17 protein-coding genes and 1 pseudogene are annotated in these 17,451 nt (G+C 34.9%); 17 read left to right on the top strand and 1 reads right to left on the bottom strand.

Annotated elements, in window-relative coordinates:
- Positions 1–49 precede the first annotated feature (49 nt).
- The gene (locus BWI44_RS05890) at positions 50–1,099 is read right to left on the bottom strand and encodes a hypothetical protein (RefSeq protein WP_195208226.1); all 1,050 of its coding nucleotides are present in this window, start codon (positions 1,097–1,099) and stop codon (positions 50–52) included.
- Between the two features lie 107 nt (positions 1,100–1,206).
- On the opposite strand from BWI44_RS05890, the gene BWI44_RS05885 reads away from it, so the two are divergent.
- The 17 genes and pseudogenes from BWI44_RS05885 (at position 1,207) to BWI44_RS05805 (ending at position 17,406) form a co-directional block, all read left to right on the top strand.
- Entirely contained in the window at positions 1,207–1,359 is a 153-nt protein-coding gene (locus tag BWI44_RS05885; protein ID WP_171032081.1) for a hypothetical protein, read from the top strand.
- A gap of 705 nt (positions 1,360–2,064) precedes the next feature.
- Positions 2,065–2,238: pseudogene (locus BWI44_RS05880) on the top strand (dTDP-4-dehydrorhamnose 3,5-epimerase family protein); the annotation flags it as partial.
- Positions 2,239–2,337: 99 nt separating this feature from the next.
- The gene (locus tag BWI44_RS05875; RefSeq protein WP_138291266.1) at positions 2,338–3,420 is read left to right on the top strand and encodes a polysaccharide pyruvyl transferase family protein; all 1,083 of its coding nucleotides are present in this window, start codon (positions 2,338–2,340) and stop codon (positions 3,418–3,420) included.
- A gap of 33 nt (positions 3,421–3,453) precedes the next feature.
- Positions 3,454–4,506, top strand: coding sequence for a glycosyltransferase (locus BWI44_RS05870; RefSeq protein ID WP_138291265.1), 1,053 nt, complete (start codon positions 3,454–3,456; stop codon positions 4,504–4,506).
- Between the two features lie 22 nt (positions 4,507–4,528).
- Complete coding sequence (locus tag BWI44_RS05865; RefSeq protein WP_138291264.1) at positions 4,529–5,476, top strand: glycosyltransferase family 2 protein; 948 nt, start codon at positions 4,529–4,531, stop codon at positions 5,474–5,476.
- 39 nt (positions 5,477–5,515) lie between these two features.
- The gene (locus tag BWI44_RS05860) at positions 5,516–6,712 is read left to right on the top strand and encodes an O-antigen polymerase (RefSeq protein WP_138291263.1); all 1,197 of its coding nucleotides are present in this window, start codon (positions 5,516–5,518) and stop codon (positions 6,710–6,712) included.
- Positions 6,713–6,730: 18 nt separating this feature from the next.
- Complete coding sequence (locus tag BWI44_RS05855) at positions 6,731–7,831, top strand: glycoside hydrolase family 99-like domain-containing protein (protein WP_138291262.1); 1,101 nt, start codon at positions 6,731–6,733, stop codon at positions 7,829–7,831.
- 146 nt (positions 7,832–7,977) lie between these two features.
- On the top strand, positions 7,978–9,138 hold the full coding sequence (locus BWI44_RS05850) for a glycosyltransferase (protein WP_138291261.1): 1,161 nt from the start codon (positions 7,978–7,980) through the stop codon (positions 9,136–9,138).
- A gap of 1 nt (position 9,139) precedes the next feature.
- Positions 9,140–10,447, top strand: a complete 1,308-nt coding sequence (locus BWI44_RS05845) for a UDP-glucose dehydrogenase family protein (protein WP_138291260.1) — start codon at positions 9,140–9,142, stop codon at positions 10,445–10,447.
- A 50-nt stretch (positions 10,448–10,497) separates the two neighbouring features.
- Entirely contained in the window at positions 10,498–11,571 is a 1,074-nt protein-coding gene (locus tag BWI44_RS05840) for a polysaccharide biosynthesis protein (RefSeq protein ID WP_138291259.1), read from the top strand.
- A gap of 17 nt (positions 11,572–11,588) precedes the next feature.
- Positions 11,589–12,719, top strand: a complete 1,131-nt coding sequence (gene wecB / locus BWI44_RS05835) for a non-hydrolyzing UDP-N-acetylglucosamine 2-epimerase (RefSeq protein ID WP_138291258.1) — start codon at positions 11,589–11,591, stop codon at positions 12,717–12,719.
- A gap of 19 nt (positions 12,720–12,738) precedes the next feature.
- Positions 12,739–13,590 (top strand): dTDP-4-dehydrorhamnose reductase family protein, encoded by an 852-nt coding sequence (locus BWI44_RS05830; protein WP_138291257.1) that lies wholly within the window; start codon positions 12,739–12,741, stop codon positions 13,588–13,590.
- A gap of 8 nt (positions 13,591–13,598) precedes the next feature.
- Positions 13,599–14,798 carry a glycosyltransferase family 4 protein gene (locus BWI44_RS05825; protein ID WP_138291256.1) on the top strand — a complete coding sequence of 400 codons (1,200 nt, stop codon included), beginning with the start codon at positions 13,599–13,601 and terminating at the stop codon, positions 14,796–14,798.
- A 30-nt stretch (positions 14,799–14,828) separates the two neighbouring features.
- Complete coding sequence (locus tag BWI44_RS05820) at positions 14,829–15,725, top strand: NAD-dependent epimerase/dehydratase family protein (protein ID WP_195208224.1); 897 nt, start codon at positions 14,829–14,831, stop codon at positions 15,723–15,725.
- Between the two features lie 97 nt (positions 15,726–15,822).
- Entirely contained in the window at positions 15,823–16,782 is a 960-nt protein-coding gene (locus BWI44_RS05815; protein ID WP_195208290.1) for an MraY family glycosyltransferase, read from the top strand.
- Between the two features lie 73 nt (positions 16,783–16,855).
- Positions 16,856–17,086 carry a hypothetical protein gene (locus tag BWI44_RS05810; RefSeq protein ID WP_021967888.1) on the top strand — a complete coding sequence of 77 codons (231 nt, stop codon included), beginning with the start codon at positions 16,856–16,858 and terminating at the stop codon, positions 17,084–17,086.
- Entirely contained in the window at positions 17,077–17,406 is a 330-nt protein-coding gene (locus BWI44_RS05805; RefSeq protein WP_117707579.1) for a type II toxin-antitoxin system RelE/ParE family toxin, read from the top strand. The genes BWI44_RS05810 and BWI44_RS05805 overlap by 10 nt, the downstream gene beginning before the upstream one ends.
- Positions 17,407–17,451: the final 45 nt, after the last annotated feature.

The raw sequence follows: 17,451 nt of genomic DNA, 5'->3' as shown, positions 1-17,451 counted from the left end.
TTTTGATTTATAAATTATGATTTATGTAGATTTTATAAGCAGAACTATCTCAATTCTCCTCCTTCCGGAAGGGGGAGTCCCCGCAGGGGGAGGTGGTAGGTAAAACCCATTCCTTGCTCAGCACATTCCAAACCGCATTTTCGGAAGGTCTTGCCTCCGCATCAGCAGGAATATTCACTGCCCCTTCATCCTTGTCGTCGTAGAATCTCATTCCCGTCTCCGGGTCTGTCCATTCAAACCCATTGACCGGATGATTGTCGCGTTGATTCTTCTTCGTTTCCAGGGCCACCTGTTCCCGTTTCTGCCTACTGCCTCGTGCCGCATCATTCAGCAAATGCTGTCCGTGCGCTGACTTCAGCAGATTACTCAACCAGCAAAGTCGTCCGGTATGGTTTGATTTCATAAACCGTGCCTGTCCTGCGAAATAGGGAATCAGCAATTCGTTGACCAGATAGACCAGATTTTCGCACGCGTGTTTTCGGGTAAGTCTTTCATGTATTTGGAACCAGTTGATGAGTGGTGTCAATATCTGCGCCTTTTGTGACGAATTCTCATTAATGAGATGGAAAAACTCTTTGGCAGCAGCCAAAGATTCTTCTGTAATAATATCTTTCTTCGAAGATTTATCTTCTAAAGTTGCTTCGCCTTTAGGCGAAAGCTCTTCGTCAGAAGAGTTCCCTTTAGTATATATATTATATATATTATCCACCGCAAGAGTTTGCGCAAAAGCTTGTGGTAAATTTAGTGATGATTCGGATCTTTTGTTATCCTCTTTTGTCTCTAATTTAGAATTTTCGTCGTGGCATAGTGGAGAATAAAAGGCTTTAATCTGCTTCTGATTCTCGTCCACAATGAATTTGAAAGACTGACTTGTCTTTACAGCTTCGATGAGCGATTGGGTGGTGGAAAATCTCAGTGACATCTTGATGTCGTAGAAGTTCTCTACCGGATAGATGTGCTTATCATTCATGTAAGCAGTCATTCCGAGGTACAGATCGAGCAGTTTGGGTATAGTGGAGTCTGTTATTTTTCGACTTCTCCATATCTTAATTGTTTTTTGCAGTTCTGTAATGGAAATGGTTGTTTTTAGTGCTTTCATTGCTTGTTGTTTTAAAATCTGCGGTGAAGGTATTGAGAAAGAAATTAGCGGCGTTACCACCATGTTGGTACTTTGCGTTAAATATTAACATTTATTTAAAGAAAAATATGAAAAAAGTAGTTTATACCTACAAAACTTTGGGCAATAGCATTGCCCTTCTCTGCTATGTTTCTGACATTACAATTCAAGAACTCTGTACGAACTGCGAAATCAGTAAACGTACTTATTACCAGGTAATAGCTGGCGAGACATTAGTATAAGTTATTATATACGTATTTTCCGTTATCTGCGGGAGAATACGGATGAAGAGCGTTATAGTGAATGCCGTTATGCCATGGAAAAGTTACTTTTGGATGTGTGGTTCAAATAGACAGAATTCTTGAAAATAATTCTTAGAAAAAAGGCGTCGCGCTCCGATGCCCTATGTTAGGTGGCAAGAAATGTGAGTGCCTCGTTCTGGAGGATGTATCACTGTAAACCTCAAAAATACTTTAAAAGTAAAGCTTATATTGTTGATTATCAGTGTATAATGATAGGGCACTTATTGGCTAATGAAAAATCTGATTTTACTTCTCCGTCCCCCATTAGTAGTTGAAAAACTTATTTATTTTTCTGCCACTTTTCTTTGATCGTTATTTTACTGACATAGAATACTTGATACCTTGTATTATGGCTTTCCTTGCTTATAGTTGGCTTTACAGATTGTCAAAGCCGGGACTTGGATAAGCTACACTTTCATTTTAATACCTCACTCACCAGTGTGAATATAGTTAAAGTGAAAGCCTTTGAAGAAGGAACCGTGTTGTCATGGCTTTTGTAAAGATGCTGTGCTACAATCTTTTTCTTATGCAACGACTTATTTCTGTGTTAGGGATTAAGTCTGACAAGGAAATAAATCGGAGGTTATGGCAAGAGGGAGTTAAGTTTGCGGTGACTGCCACATAAAGGTTAAGTGAATGTTTAACGAACTATTGTTTCAGTATAAGTGCGATAATTTCTATACACCGCAAAATGAAGGAGCAATAGCATGGAATGATCTGGATTTTGGGATTGATTGGGGAATACCGATGGATAAAGTTTTGCTGAGCGAAAAGGATAGACTGTATCCGAAGTTGAAAGATGCTGAGTGGTTATTTTAACTATAAAGATACTTTGTGTTAAATATTTATCTGTGTGGAATATATATTGCGGCTGTTAGGTCATCTTTTGAATAGCAAAATAAAAATTATACTTAGGAAATGATGAAAATAGGTTTATTGTCTCTTCATAAAAATACAAATTATGGTTGGGTACTCCAATGTTATGCTTTATTATCTATACTTAAAAGCCTAGGGCATGATGTTACATACATTGATAAAGTTGATTTTGTAGAGAAAAAGAAAAAAGAAATAATTAAAGGTCAGATAAAAACTTTTTTAAGACTCATTTTAGGGAAAAAGAAAGTAAATAGCAATATAAATCCTTTTTTTAAGAAATACATAGCTCCTAGAACTTCTGAAATTAGATCTGTTAAAGGATTGGATAAATTGCAGCACTTTGACGCTGTAATAGTAGGCTCTGATCAAGTTTGGCGTCCTCTATATGTTCATCCAATAGAGAATTATTATTTGGATTTTGTGAAAAATACTGCATGTAAAAAGATCAGCTATGCAGCTTCTTTTGGAACAGATAAAGCTGAATATTCAGCAAGTGAAATTCAGATATGTGGTGATTTGTTGAAGTTGTTTCATGCGGTTTCAATACGTGAGTCCTCTGCTATAGGTCTGATTCGTGATGTCTATAAATGGCAAACTGTTCCTCCGGTACACGTTTTGGATCCTACATTGCTTCTATGTCAAGCAGATTACGATAAATTGATAGGGGATTCAGAATCAGTAGCTTTTAATGGTAACTTATTTTGTTATTTACTTGATATGACTTCGGAAAAGGGTTCTATCGTTCGAAAATTAGAGTCTGACTTGCAGAAAAAAGCCTATTCTATCCAATTGAATACTTCCACAATGCCTAGCGTTGAGAACTGGTTGAAAGCTTTTAAGGATGCTGATTTTGTTTTCACAGATTCGTATCATGGATGTATTTTCTCTATTATTTTCAGAAAACCTTTTATTGTGATGGGAAATAGGTTTCGTGGTTTAGCGCGTTTTACTTCATTACTAGAAATATTTGGATTGATGGATTTAATGATTGAATCATCACAAGAACTGACTTCCACACGTATTGATCGATGTTTATCAATAGATTGGATTGAAGTAGAGAAATGCATTGCAAAATATCAAAATATATCAATTACGTTTTTGAAAACTGCATTGGACAACTGTTAATCTGTTAAAATAGTAAAATCTAAAATTATTTTTATGAATTATATATTTTGTCAAAATTGGAAGAATACTGATGGCAATCATGCTGGTATGAAGCATATGTGTAAGCTATTGAAAGAAAACTATCCAGGAAAGTATGAATTAATAATATTTCCGGATAATAAAAATATGTTTGTAAACTCTTCAAATAAGTATTTTCGAATTTTTAAGGCTTATATTTTTGATAGAATATGGATACCTTTGTATCATCTGTTTATTACATTTTTTATACTGATCAAAATTAGAAATGAAGATAGTGTTATTCTATTAGAGTATTTGTTACCTACTTATTCCCAATTAGGAATAGCTAAAACATTTAAATTGTTTAGACCTAAAGTCAAAAGAATTGCATTAGCTCATCTCACTCCATTGTCATTGCAGTCTTTTTTTTCACAAAATCAAGTTTTAAAGTGGGGGAAACAAGTTGATTATCTACTAACGTTTGGTTCTTCTTTAACAGCATATTTTGTTGAAATGGGAGTGTCTAAAAGTAAAGTATTTACTATAAAACACTATGTTGATTCTAGTTATTATTGTCAAATTAAAACTTCAGAGCCAACTCTAAAACCTACTGTTATTGTAATGGGAGCTATGAGAAGAAATTTTAGATTACTGGCAGATATTGTGAATAATGTTGAGGGGGTCCGTTTTATAATTTGTAAGGGAAAATTGCCATTGGATGGGTGTTTTAAACGATCGGATGATATACAATTATTTGGTTTTGTTTCTGAGGATGAACTAAGGAATTTGATGTGTAAATCGGATATTTCATTGAATATTATGGATGATACTGTGGGAAGTAATGTTATTACCACTAGCATGGCAATGGGGTTAGCTATTATTGTTAGTGATGTAGGTTCTATTCGGGATTATTGTGATAATAGCAATGCTATATTTTGTAAGAATGACATTAATAGTTTTAAGACAGCAATTGAAGTGTTGATGCAAAAGAAAACACTTCAATCAATGAAAGTGGCTTCGCTCTTGAAGAGTAAACAGTTTAGTTTTGAGCAATTTAATGATGTAGTGAAGAAAATTATGGATTGTTAAAGAGAATATTAAATAGCAAAATATGAACTTATTCTTATCGATAATTGTACCTGTCTATAATGTAGAGAAGTACTTAGAAAGATGTCTTGATAGTATCTTGGTTCAACCATTTAAGAATTTTGAATTAATTTTGGTGAATGATGGAAGTACTGATAATAGTTTGAGCATTTGCCAACGCTATGAAGTCACAAACAATAGAATTGTTATAGTAGATAAACCGAATGGCGGATTAAGTAGCGCAAGGAATGCCGGTTTGAAAGTAGCAAAAGGTAATTATGTATCATTTATCGATAGTGATGATTTCATATCTAGTAATTTTTATGAAGCTAATATGGAATTCTTGGAAAAAAACCCGGATATTGATATGATGATATTGCCATATTGTAAATATTCTGATACGGATAATGTCCTTTATAAAAATGATCCACAAGTTTTGCTTAATAAAAATGATGTACTTAATTATTTGTTTTCGAGCAAGTATAATTGTGCGGTATGGAGATGCATTTACAAAATTGATATATTCTTATATTCAAGGTTTACCGAAGGTCGATTGTTTGAAGATGGATATATCTTACCTGAAATTGCACAATGTGTTTCGTCATTGGTTATTTCAGAGGTGGGATGCTATTATTATGTAGTACGCGAAGGGTCTATTTGTAATTCTACTTATTCGTTGAGAAAACGTACCCAACAACTTGATACATTGAAAAAAATACTTGACTACTGTATGATAAAACAGCTTGATAGTGCAATATTTATACATTATTACTTATCGTATTCATATCTTATAGTTAAGGCTGTTGCTCAAAATAATTATCAAGTACTGAGTGCTTATATACAAGACTGGAAGAGCAAATCTACTTTATTAAGAAAAGCACTACTTCTGGCTTCTTTCAAATATAAGATTGTTTTACTTTTAATAATGATTGCTGGTTTTAAAGTTTCTGCCAAAGTGATTGGCAAAAAATAGTAGACTGCATTTTGATTGATGTACTTTTATATAGTTTGAATGGATGATTTTATTGTTACTATTATTAATAGTTTCCTTTATGTAGTGACTTTTATCTATGTATATAGTAAGCATAGAACAATAAGCGTGGGAGTCTTTTTAATGTTCATGTATGCTATGATATCGCTTTTTTGTGTCATTAATTACAATGCTTCTTCTCATTTCTGGCATTTTTCTTTTTTCTCATTTCTGTATTTATATATTGTGATCTTAATCTTCATGAAGCCATTCATGAAGAACTGTTTTGTCATTCAAGAAAATCCGCTATCTAGTTATAATGTTTATCGAACTATAGCTAAAGTTTATATTGTTTTGGCTATATTTAGTAGTATTGTATATTTTCCGATAGCGTTAGATAGTTTACGTTCTTCTGATCTGGCGGATATATATGAGATGGCTCATGAAGAAAAGGAAGGTAATCTATTTTCGAAATTTACTAATTTGTTTTTTCATGTTCGATATTTGGGCATGGTTCTTTTTTTCTCTTTTCTGGCAAAGGAAAAACAAAGCAAGATTTTCCTTTTTTTATTGGGGATTGCTGCATTTCTTCCTGTTATATTGGCCACTATCTCTTTGGCGAGTAGGGGAGGTATGGTCGCTTTGTTTGCGAATTTTGCAATCGTTTACTTAATGATGAAAGATATCTTGCCAAAATATGTGAAACGAACATTGATAATTGCTGTCTCGATAATTATTCCTCTGATTTTGATCTACTTTATTGCGGTGACTGTAAGTCGCTTTGAAGAGAGCTCACTCAATATTGATGCTGGTGAATCGATGATGTATTATTTGGGACATTCCATGTTAACTTTTAATTATGGGGTTATGGACACTATTCAGAACTATGCCAATGGTGCATATATGTTTGATTGTAGTAGTTTAAAGGATGTGCGGTTTGGGACTCATTTTGGAACGAATTTTATTACGTTTGTTGGTGTACTATATCTTGATTTTGGTTTAGTGGGAACAGTTCTGGTGGCTATTATATTCTGCAGCTATTTTTGTAAAATAGGTAGGCGTCGTTTTCTTGACATACCTGACATATATTTACTGCTTACGTATTCTATGTTGATATTTAATGGTGTATTTGTGTTGGGGCGTGGGTATGGAATTCAATTATTGGAGGCTTGGATTATATACTTTTTACTAAAATTTATTCAAAGAGCGACAATCGGGCGCATGCACCTGAGAGCGTAATAACACAATTATTATATCATGGTTAAAATTATTGCATATTATTTGCCGCAATATCATCCTATTCCAGAGAATAATGGATGGTGGGGGAATGGGTTTACGGAATGGACTAATGTAGCTAAGGCAAAGCCTTTGTTTAGACATCATTTGCAGCCCAAAATACCAAAAGATTTAGGCTTTTATGATTTAAGAATTCCGGAAGTGAGAGAAGCGCAGGCTGAACTGGCTAGGGAAGCTGGGGTGTATGGCTTTTGTTATTGGCATTATTGGTTTGGGAATGGAAAACAATTGTTAGAATATCCAATAAATGAAGTAGTAAAAACAGGGAAACCTGATTTCCCTTTTTGTTTAGGCTGGGCAAATGATTCATGGTTATCTAAGTCTTGGAATACACAGTATAAATCTCAGGGAAAGATATTGATAGAACAACAATATCCGGGAGATGATGATATTATAAATCATTTTAAGACTATAATTCCTATTATCTCAGATAAGCGATATATAAGAATTGATAATCGACCATTATTTGTAATATATCGTCCCTTGCTGATTCCTGACTTTCCTAATTTTAAAAGCTTATGGAATAAATTGATTAAGGAATCAGGCATTGCCGATTCTTTTTTCTTTGTAGCGTATTCTATAGATGAAAAAGAAAATAGCAGATTGCTAAATGATGGTTTTGATGCGATCAATATGTTGCGTTTAGGAGCTTATAGATTTGATCCTAAGTGTATTAGAGAAAATGTGTTTAAGCTATTTAGATACAAAACATTTCACTATCCCTTAAGATTGAAGTACTCAAAGATGATTAAACATCTCATAAAAAAAGAGGTAGATAGTGCGGAAAATATTTTCCCTTCTATTCTTCCCAATTGGGATCATACTCCAAGGAGTGGTAAACGTGGTGTCATTTTTGAGGGATCTACTCCAAAGCTTTTTATGAAGCATGCAGAAATGGTGATAGATGCTGTTAAGTCTAAGCCCAGTTCAAAACAAATTATATTTTTGAAATCATGGAATGAATGGGGAGAAGGTAATTACATGGAGCCCGATTTGCAAAATGGCAAAGAATATATTTGGGCTTTGAAGAAAGCGATAGATAAATCAATAAATCAAGAGTAAGGTCTGTAAATACTCAAATTGTTTTTTAATGTGTCTTATAGAAAAGATATACTCCGCAGGGTACTAGTTATTAATTAATAAAATAGTTCAATGTGACCTAAAGGGGAATATGGAATCTGGTAGTCACATGTGAATGTATATATTATATGAAAATATTCCATTGTATCAATACTTTAGATAAAAGTGCGGGGGGGCCATCAAGGAGTTTGCCTACGCTCTGTTGCGGTTTGCAGAATGATGAATTTAAAAATGTAATAGTTGCTTATAATTCATTATCTCCGAATACTAATTTGTTAGATGAAAATGCTATTGAGGTTAGATTGGTAAGCCCAGAAGTAAAGTTCATAGATAAAATTAATTGTAGTAATTATGTAGCTTCGATAGATTCTTGTACAAATTTAGTTCAATTGCATAATTTGTGGACATTAGAATTGCATAATGTAGCAAAATTGTGTCAAAGAAAAAATATTCCTTATATATGGAGTCCCAGAGGTGCGCTTGAACCGTGGTCATTATCTCAAAAAGCCTTAAAAAAGAAAATAGCTCTATTTTTTTATCAAAGATATGACTTAGAAAAAGCTATATGTATACATGCAACGGCTGATATGGAAGCTCAGCATATAAGATCATTGGGCTTTAATAATCCTATTGCTGTTATTCCAAATAGTATTGAAATAAATAATTATCCTTTAAAAAAATGGAATATTGGAGGACGAGATAAAAAAAAACTTTTGTTTTTGTCAAGACTCCATCCTAAAAAAGGGCTATTAATATTGTTTAAGGCATGGAAGAAGTTACCTGAGAATATAAGAAGTCAGTGGGAATTGGTAATAGCAGGTGAAGGAGATGCGGAATATACTTTTGAAAACATAAAAAAGATTATTCAAACAGAATATAGTGGTTTGCAAATAGAATTGGTAGGACCGCAATATGGAAAAGATAAAATCGATATACTCCATAGTGCCGATTTATTTATTCTTCCGACATATAGTGAAAATTTTGGTATGGCAATAGCTGAAGCTATGTGTTGTGGAATTCCAGTTATTACAACTACTGGAACACCGTGGGGCGTTCTGAAAGAAAAAGATATTGGCTGGTGGATTACTCCATCTGTTGATAGTATACTCTCTGTGCTACAAGAAGCACTTTCTTTGCCATTAGAACTTTTGGAGCAAAAAGGTACTCTTTCTAGAGATATCATCTTGAAAACATATTCAAGTGAAATTGTAACTGGTCAATTTCGAAAATTGTATAATTGGATTTTAAATCGTTCTATAGTTACCCCAGATTTTATATATAATAAATGATATGAATATAGCAGTAGTTGGAACCGGTTATGTTGGCCTTGTATCAGGCACATGTTTTGCAGAACTTGGCGCAAATGTGATATGTGTAGATGTAGATATTGAAAAAATTGAAAATTTGAATCGTGGAAATATTCCTATTTATGAGCCCAATATAGAGAGTATGGTGCTTCGTAATATAAAAGCAGGACGTTTGCGCTTTACTACAGATTTGGCTTCTGTTTTAGATAGTGTAACAATTGTGTTTAGTGCCGTAGGTACTCCTCCTGATGAGGACGGTAGTGCAGATCTCCGTTATGTATTGGAGGTGGCAAAGACAATAGGTCAAAACATGAATCAGTATTTAGTTGTAGTGACTAAAAGTACGGTTCCGGTTGGTACAGCTGAAAAGGTGAAAGCGACTATCCAAACAGAGTTGAATAACCGTGGCGTAAATATAGAGTTTGATGTGGCATCCAATCCTGAATTTTTGAAAGAAGGTAATGCAATTGACGACTTTATGAAACCAGATAGGGTAGTAATAGGGGTAGAGTCGGAACGTGCAAAAGAGGTGATGACACGGCTCTATAAACCTATGTTGTTGAATAATTTCCGAGTGCTTTTTATGGATATACCTTCAGCGGAGATGACGAAATATGCGGCGAATTCTATGCTTGCTACTCGCATTAGTTTTATGAATGATATTGCGAATCTTTGCGAACTATTGGGTGCTGATGTAAATATGGTGCGTAAAGGAATTGGTTCGGATAGTCGTATCGGCAGTAAGTTTCTTTATTCAGGATGTGGCTATGGTGGCTCTTGCTTCCCAAAAGATGTAAAAGCTTTGATTAAGACGGCATCAATAAATGGTTATACAATGCGTGTGCTGAATGCAGTAGAAGAAGTTAATGAGCATCAAAAGAATATTCTTTTTGAAAAATTCAATAAACATTTTCGTGGAAACATAAAAGGCCGAAAGGTCGCGATTTGGGGACTTGCTTTTAAGCCTGAAACAGATGATATGCGTGAAGCACCTGCTCTTGTTCTGATTGATAGCTTGTTAAAGGCTGGTTGTAAAATTTGTGCTTATGATCCTGTAGCAATGAATGAGTGTAAACGTAGAATCGGTAATGTAATCTCTTACGGAAATAATATGTATGATACGGTAATAGATGCTGATGCTATTTTTCATGTAACAGAGTGGAAAGAATTTCGTATGCCAAGTTGGGCTATTATAAAGAGAGCTATGAAAGAAAATCCGGTATTGATTGATGGTAGGAACGTTTTTGATTCATCTGATTTGGAAGGTTTAATATATCTGACAATAGGGTAGTAAATATATCATCTTAAATAACTAGTATATAAATTAAAAATATAATTTTTATGTCTGTATTTCAAAACAAAACTCTTTTAATTACCGGTGGAACAGGCTCTTTTGGTAATGCTGTCTTACGTCGTTTTTTAGATTCTGATATCAAGGAAATTCGTATCTTCTCTCGTGATGAGAAGAAACAGGATGACATGCGCCATGCATTGCAAAATCCTAAGGTGAAATATTATATTGGCAACGTGCGTGACAAATCCTCTGTAGATGTTGCAATGAATGGTGTAGACTATGTATTTAGTGCTGCCGCTTTGAAACAAGTGCCTTCTTGTGAATTCTTTCCGGTAGAAGCTGTTAGGACCAATATTATGGGTACTGAAAATGTTTTGAACTCAGCTATAGAACATGGTGTGCAAAGTGTAGTTGTCCTCTCTACCGATAAGGCTGCTTACCCGATTAATGCTATGGGAATGAGTAAAGCTTTAATGGAGAAAGTGGCAATAGCCAAAGGACGTGAGTTGGGGGAAAATGCTCAAACTACGATCTGTTGTACTCGCTATGGTAATGTGATGGCCAGTCGTGGCTCTGTGATACCTTTGTGGGTGGAACAGATGATGGAAGGTAGATCTATTACTATCACTGATCCCAATATGACACGTTTTATGATGACATTGGATGATGCGGTTGATTTGGTAATATATGCTTTTACCCATGCTCATAACGGTGATTTGTTTGTACAGAAAGCTCCTTCTGCTACATTGGAAACGTTGGCTCAAGCATTGAAAGAAACATATGCTAAAGCTGACGGAAAATATCTTGATACAGAAGTGAAAGTTATAGGTACTCGTCATGGTGAGAAGTTGTATGAAACTTTAGTAACTCGTGAAGAAATGGTTCGTGCTATCGATATGGGAGATTATTATCGTATACCTTGTGACACTCGTGATTTGAACTATGACAAGTATTTCACCAAGGGTAATGAAGAGGTTTCCAAGGTAGAGGATTATCATAGTCATAATACTCGCCGCTTGGATGTGGAAGGTATGAAGGAGCTGTTGTTGAGGCTTCGTTTTGTTCGTGAAGATATGGGGCTTGAGACAAAGGCTAAGACTCGTGAAATCAGAAGTGAATAATAAATATAACTATAGCTATGTTGAAAGTAATGACAATTGTTGGTACCCGACCTGAGATTATAAAGCTGAGCCGGGTAATGGCCGAATTGGACAAATATACGGAACATATAATTGTGCATACCGGACAAAATTATGACTATGAGTTGAATGGGATATTCTTTCAGGAACTTTGCATCCGTAAACCTGATTATTTTCTGGATGCTGCCGGTAAGAATGCAGCGGAAACGATAGCCAACGTAATTCGTAAGTCTGATGAGTTGATGGAGGAAGTGAGACCGGATGCTGTACTGTTGTATGGTGATACTAATAGCTGTATTTCTGTAATTTCGGCAAAGCGTAAAAAGATTCCGATCTTCCACATGGAGGCTGGAAATCGTTGCTTTGACCAAAGAGTTCCAGAAGAAATCAACCGAAAAATAGTGGATCATCTGAGTGACATCAATATGCCTCTATCTGAACATGCTCGCAAATATCTTCTGGCTGAAGGGTTGCGTCCGGAAACTGTAATAAAGACTGGTTCTCCAATGACAGAAGTTCTTTTATATCATAGAGATGAAATTGAAAAAAATACTGTTCTGGAGAAGGAAGGTTTGAAAAAGGGAGAGTATTTTATTGTCAGCACTCATCGTGAGGAGAATGTAGATTCGGAAGATAATTTTTCTGATTTGCTTGTTTCTTTAAATGCTATTGTTGAGAAGTATCATAAAAAAGTGATTGTATCTACTCATCCTCGTACCCGAAAGAAACTAGAATCTATTGGTTTTGTAAATTCAAATCCAATGATTGAGTTTATGAAACCCTTTGGATTTATGGAATATATCAAGCTTCAGCAGAATGCTTTTTGTGTGATTTCGGATAGTGGTACGATCACAGAAGAATCTTCTATCCTTCATTTTCCGGCAATAACAATTCGTCAAGCTCATGAACGTCCTGAAGGTATGGATGAAGGGACATTGATAATGACCGGATTAAATAGTAATCGCATTTTGGATTCAATAGATGTAGTTACGTCTCAATATGCAGAGAATGCAGATGCTATTCATTCTATCCCGGATTATGTGGCGAACAACGTTTCTAAGAAAGTGGTTCGTATCATTCTTTCTTATACTGATTATGTTAACCGTACGGTATGGCATAAAACATTCTAAACTTGCATTTGAATATTAGATGAAAAAAGTTTTATTGTTCGGTGCCACGGGCATGGCCGGACATGTAATCTATTACTATCTTCGAAGCACGGGAAAATATGATATCTCCAATGTGGTCTATCGTACTCCGCTGACAGAAGACAGTATAGTTGTTGATGTGACAAATCGTGATGCGGTCGCTGATGTGGTTCATAGAGTGCATCCAGAGATCATAATCAATTGTGTCGGTATTCTTATTAAAGGATCTATAGAACATCCTGATAATGCTATTTTGATAAATGCTTATTTTCCACATTTATTAAAAAGATTGTCAGATGAAGTTGGAGCCAAGTTAATTCATATAAGTACGGATTGTGTCTTTTCGGGAAAGAAAGGAAATTATACAGAAGATGATTTTAGGGACGCTGATGATGTGTATGGCCGTAGTAAGGCTTTGGGAGAGGTTATCAACAATAAAGATTTGACGATCCGCACTTCTATTATTGGCCCTGAACTAAAGAATAATGGCGAGGGACTGTTTCATTGGTTTATGCATCAGAGTGGTAAGGTTTGTGGATTCAGGACAGCTGTATGGGGTGGAGTGACTACTTTGGAGTTGGCAAAAGCTATTGATTATGCTTTAGATAGTGGAATTACTGGATTGGTTCATTTAAGTAATGGCATTGGTATTTCAAAATATGACTTGTTGTGTATGTTTAAAGAAATTTGGCAAAAACAGAATGTTGAGATCACATCCTGCGATGCAAATGGAGTAGATAAATCAATTAAAAAATCTCTCCGTTTTGATTATGAAGTTCCAAGCTATCATTATATGTTAGAAGAACAAGCTATCTGGATGAAAAAATATATTGATTTGTATACTTCTTATTAAATGACTTAATGAAGAAAAAGCTTTGGATTGTTTCTGAATTTTATTATCCGGTAGTTACATCTACTGGTTTCTATATGACCGAGATTTCTGAATATTTGGTTTCGAAAGGCATGGATGTACATGTAATCTGTACCGGAGCTAAATATAATGAAATTGAGAATTATCATCCCAAAAAGTTTGAAATACATAATGGAGTACATATTCATCGTGTATTGATGGCAGAAATAAATAAAAATAACTTTGTAAAACGTGCGTTCCGACTTTTTCTTTCAAGTATATTTCTTGCTTTTAAAATTTTGAAGAATGTAAAGCGAGGAGAGGAACTATTGGTGGTTACAAATCCTGCTTTTCTGCTGGCATTGATTCCTGTGATATCATTTTTTAAGGAGATTCACTATAAACTTTTAGTACATGACATCTTTCCAGAAAACTTGGTAGCAATCAAAAAGATAAATATATCTTCTTTAGGATATAAAATTCTAAAAATGATTTTTGATAAGTCATACGTCAATGCTGATCTCTGCATTTCCATTGGGAGAGATATGACAGAAGTTATCAAAAGAAAAACTAAAGGAAAGACAAAAGTAGAACTGATACCTAATTGGGCGGATAATAAAGAAGTTTTTCCTTTACGTAAGGAAGAAACTCGTTTGTATAATCAATTGGAAATTCCTGGCTTTATATTTCAGTTCGCAGGAAATTTAGGATATGCACAAGGCTTGGATAATATATTATCTGCCATTTCACTTGTGGAAAATAAGTATATTTCGTTTTTATTTATTGGCGGTGGGGCGAAAGCGGAAGTGATTAAAGCATTTGGTGAGCAAAAAGAGAATGTGATTTATATAGGATTTCAAGAACGTTCTATGCAAAAAGACTTTCTGAATACTTGTGATGTTGCGATTGTAACACTAAGTGATGGTATGTATGGTTTAGGAGTTCCGTCTAAGTCCTACAATATTATGGCAGCCGGCAAACCTATACTATATATTGGAGATGAAAAATCAGAGATTGCATTATGTATAAAAGAATATAATATCGGTTGGCTTGTAAAGCCTGATGATCCATATGGCCTGAAAAACATGATAGAGTATATCTATCAAAATAAAGACAGTTTAATATCTATCCAGAATAATGCTAGACTTGTCGCAGATACGGTATTTGCAAAAGAAAGAATTTTGAATCGATATTATACTTTATTGAGTTGATTCTTGGATTTTAGAAAATTGTAAATTTTTATGAAACTTTTATTCATAGGAGCCTCCGGGTTCTTGGGCAACAATATACATCCTTTTCTAGAAAGAGTGTATGATGTCATAACTGTTGGTCTAACCCAGCAAGATAATTATACAGTAAACATTGCTAGAGAGGTTCCGGAGCTACACGAACGTTATGATATTGTATTACATGCTGCTGGAAAAGCCCATTCTATTCCTAAAACAGACGCTGAACGACAGGCGTTTTTCGATGTAAATTTACAGGGTACGAAAAACCTTTGTGCAGCGTTAGAGAGAGTCGGAGTACCGAGAGCTTTTATTTTTATTTCCACAGTAGCAGTATATGGTTGCGATTATGGAGTGAATATCACGGAAGAGTATCCACTAAATGGAACCACTCCTTATGCTATGAGTAAACGTTTAGCAGAGGAGTATTTGCAGAATTGGTGTCGGAAACACAATGTTGTGCTGGGAATAATTCGTCCTTCTTTGATAGCCGGTCCTAATCCTCCGGGGAATTTAGGAACGATGATAACCGGAATTCGTAGAGGAATGTATTTTAGTATTGCAGGTGGGAAAGCTCGGAAAAGTGTGCTGATGGTACAAGACATTGCAAATTTGGTTCCTTTGTTGGTTAAAAAAGGCGGTGTTTATAATGTATGCGATAGCTATCAGCCAACATTCAGAGAATTGGAAACACTGATTTGTAATCAGATGAATAAGTCACTGCCTTTATCAATCCCTTATTGGCTGGCAAAAAGTATGGCTTTGATAGGGGACTGCTTGGGTAAGAAAGCTCCATTAAACTCATTGAAACTTAATAAAATAACCAAGTCGCTAACTTTTAGTAATGAGAAGGCAATGCGTGAATTAGGGTGGAAGCCAACAAATGTATTAGAAAACTTCAAGATAGAATGAGTATATGCTTTGGAATTGTAATGGCTGTAGTAGGTATAGCAGCTTTTTTATTTGTCTGTGTTCAGATATGGTTTTATTGGATTAATAAAAATGCATGATGTATTATGTAATTATTCTGGTTCTGCTATTTCTGGCAGAACTTTTTTATTTTAGAATAGCTGATAAGTGCAATATCATCGATAAGCCCAATGAGAGAAGTTCCCATACCCGGATTACTTTGCGTGGTGGTGGAATCATCTTCTATTTTGGCGCATTAGCTTATTTCTTGACTAACCATTGGGAATATCCCTGGTTCATATTAGCTTTAACCTTGATAACGTTTATCAGTTTTGTGGATGATATTCGTTCTATTTCCCAAAGCTTAAGGTTGATGTTGCATTTTACTGCTATGGTTTTGATGTTTTATCAATGGGGATTGTTTACTCTTCCCTGGTGGTGGATTATCGTAGCGTTAATTGTTTGTACGGGCATCATTAACGCTTATAATTTCATGGATGGCATCAATGGCATTACAGGTGGTTATTCGCTGGTTATCCTTGCTGCACTGGCTTATATCAATACTGAAATAACGCAGTTTGTAGAACCTGCTCTAATCTATACGGTTCTTTGTTCTGTATTGGTCTTTTGTTTCTTCAACTTTCGTAAGAAGGCGAAATGTTTTGCCGGTGATGTAGGCTCTGTAAGTATTGCTTTTATACTTCTTTTCCTGATAGGAAAGTTAATTCTCAAGACTGAGGATTTCAGCTGGATTATCCTGTTGTCTGTTTATGGCGTTGATAGTGTTTTGACTATCGTTCACCGACTGATGCTTCATGAAAACATAGGTTTACCACATCGGAAACACATGTATCAGCTTATGGCGAATGAATTGAAGATACCTCATGTGGCGGTGTCACTGGTTTATATGTTGACGCAAGCTTTGGTCATATTGGGTTATTTCTGTTTTGTGGGATATGGTTATTGGTATTTGTTGGGGATAATTGTATTATTGAGTAGCATTTATGTGTTATTTATGAGAAAGTATTTTCATTTTTATGTGCAACAAGGAAAAAAGTGAAATTATAAAAAGTACTTTTTCTTTTGACTATTTCCATATTAAGTGGTACCTTTGTGTTTATAAAAAAAGAAAAATGGATAAACCTAAATATTACTCCGAAAAGGGAGAACAGTCGCAAAAGGTGAGTGAACCGATGGCCGTTTATAATTCTACAGTTCGTAGTGCAGAAGAGTATTTGGAAATGATTCCAGAAGAAACTATGCGAATACTAATAGATTCAGCTATAGATGACTATGAAATGGGCCGTTGTACTCCTCATTCTCAAATGGATATTTGGGTAAAAGAAAGAATGGGATGGAAATAATTTGGTCTCGTTCTGCGAAAGAAACTTTAGCTACTGTATTGGATTATATTGAAGAGTATTTTGATTCTACAGTTGCTATGAAAGTTTATAATAAAATAAACAACCATGTTGATTTGTTAGTATCTTTCCCAAGAATGGGAGTTCGTGATCCTCGTTTTTCTATAGATGAAATGGAGGTTCGTTATTTGGTTAATACTCCTAATATTATTTATTATGCGATTATTCAAGATGTTATTGTAATTATTTCTGTTTTCGATGCACGCCGCTCCCCAGATACAATTAGTACAATGGTCGTCGATTTTATGAAGCAATATAGATGAATAGAATAAAGGAATTCTTAAAATAAACTCCCGGCAGATAACTAA

The organism is Bacteroides sp. Phil13, from assembly GCF_001940965.1.
Taxonomy (GTDB): domain Bacteria; phylum Bacteroidota; class Bacteroidia; order Bacteroidales; family Bacteroidaceae; genus Bacteroides; species Bacteroides intestinalis.
This window is presented reverse-complemented; position numbering and strand designations above follow the sequence as displayed.

Coding starts and splice junctions, on each gene's coding strand:
- BWI44_RS05825 (WP_138291256.1), top strand. CDS start 13,599: ATGAAGAAAAAGCTTTGGATTGTTTCTGAATTTTATTATCCGGTAGTT.
- BWI44_RS05840 (WP_138291259.1), top strand. CDS start 10,498: ATGTCTGTATTTCAAAACAAAACTCTTTTAATTACCGGTGGAACAGGC.
- BWI44_RS05885 (WP_171032081.1), top strand. CDS start 1,207: ATGAAAAAAGTAGTTTATACCTACAAAACTTTGGGCAATAGCATTGCC.
- BWI44_RS05815 (WP_195208290.1), top strand. CDS start 15,823: ATGTATTATGTAATTATTCTGGTTCTGCTATTTCTGGCAGAACTTTTT.
- BWI44_RS05870 (WP_138291265.1), top strand. CDS start 3,454: ATGAATTATATATTTTGTCAAAATTGGAAGAATACTGATGGCAATCAT.
- BWI44_RS05820 (WP_195208224.1), top strand. CDS start 14,829: ATGAAACTTTTATTCATAGGAGCCTCCGGGTTCTTGGGCAACAATATA.
- BWI44_RS05810 (WP_021967888.1), top strand. CDS start 16,856: ATGGATAAACCTAAATATTACTCCGAAAAGGGAGAACAGTCGCAAAAG.
- wecB (WP_138291258.1), top strand. CDS start 11,589: ATGTTGAAAGTAATGACAATTGTTGGTACCCGACCTGAGATTATAAAG.
- BWI44_RS05830 (WP_138291257.1), top strand. CDS start 12,739: ATGAAAAAAGTTTTATTGTTCGGTGCCACGGGCATGGCCGGACATGTA.
- BWI44_RS05855 (WP_138291262.1), top strand. CDS start 6,731: ATGGTTAAAATTATTGCATATTATTTGCCGCAATATCATCCTATTCCA.
- BWI44_RS05875 (WP_138291266.1), top strand. CDS start 2,338: ATGATGAAAATAGGTTTATTGTCTCTTCATAAAAATACAAATTATGGT.
- BWI44_RS05865 (WP_138291264.1), top strand. CDS start 4,529: ATGAACTTATTCTTATCGATAATTGTACCTGTCTATAATGTAGAGAAG.
- BWI44_RS05845 (WP_138291260.1), top strand. CDS start 9,140: ATGAATATAGCAGTAGTTGGAACCGGTTATGTTGGCCTTGTATCAGGC.
- BWI44_RS05860 (WP_138291263.1), top strand. CDS start 5,516: ATGGATGATTTTATTGTTACTATTATTAATAGTTTCCTTTATGTAGTG.
- BWI44_RS05850 (WP_138291261.1), top strand. CDS start 7,978: ATGAAAATATTCCATTGTATCAATACTTTAGATAAAAGTGCGGGGGGG.
- BWI44_RS05890 (WP_195208226.1), bottom strand. CDS start 1,099: ATGAAAGCACTAAAAACAACCATTTCCATTACAGAACTGCAAAAAACA.
- BWI44_RS05805 (WP_117707579.1), top strand. CDS start 17,077: ATGGAAATAATTTGGTCTCGTTCTGCGAAAGAAACTTTAGCTACTGTA.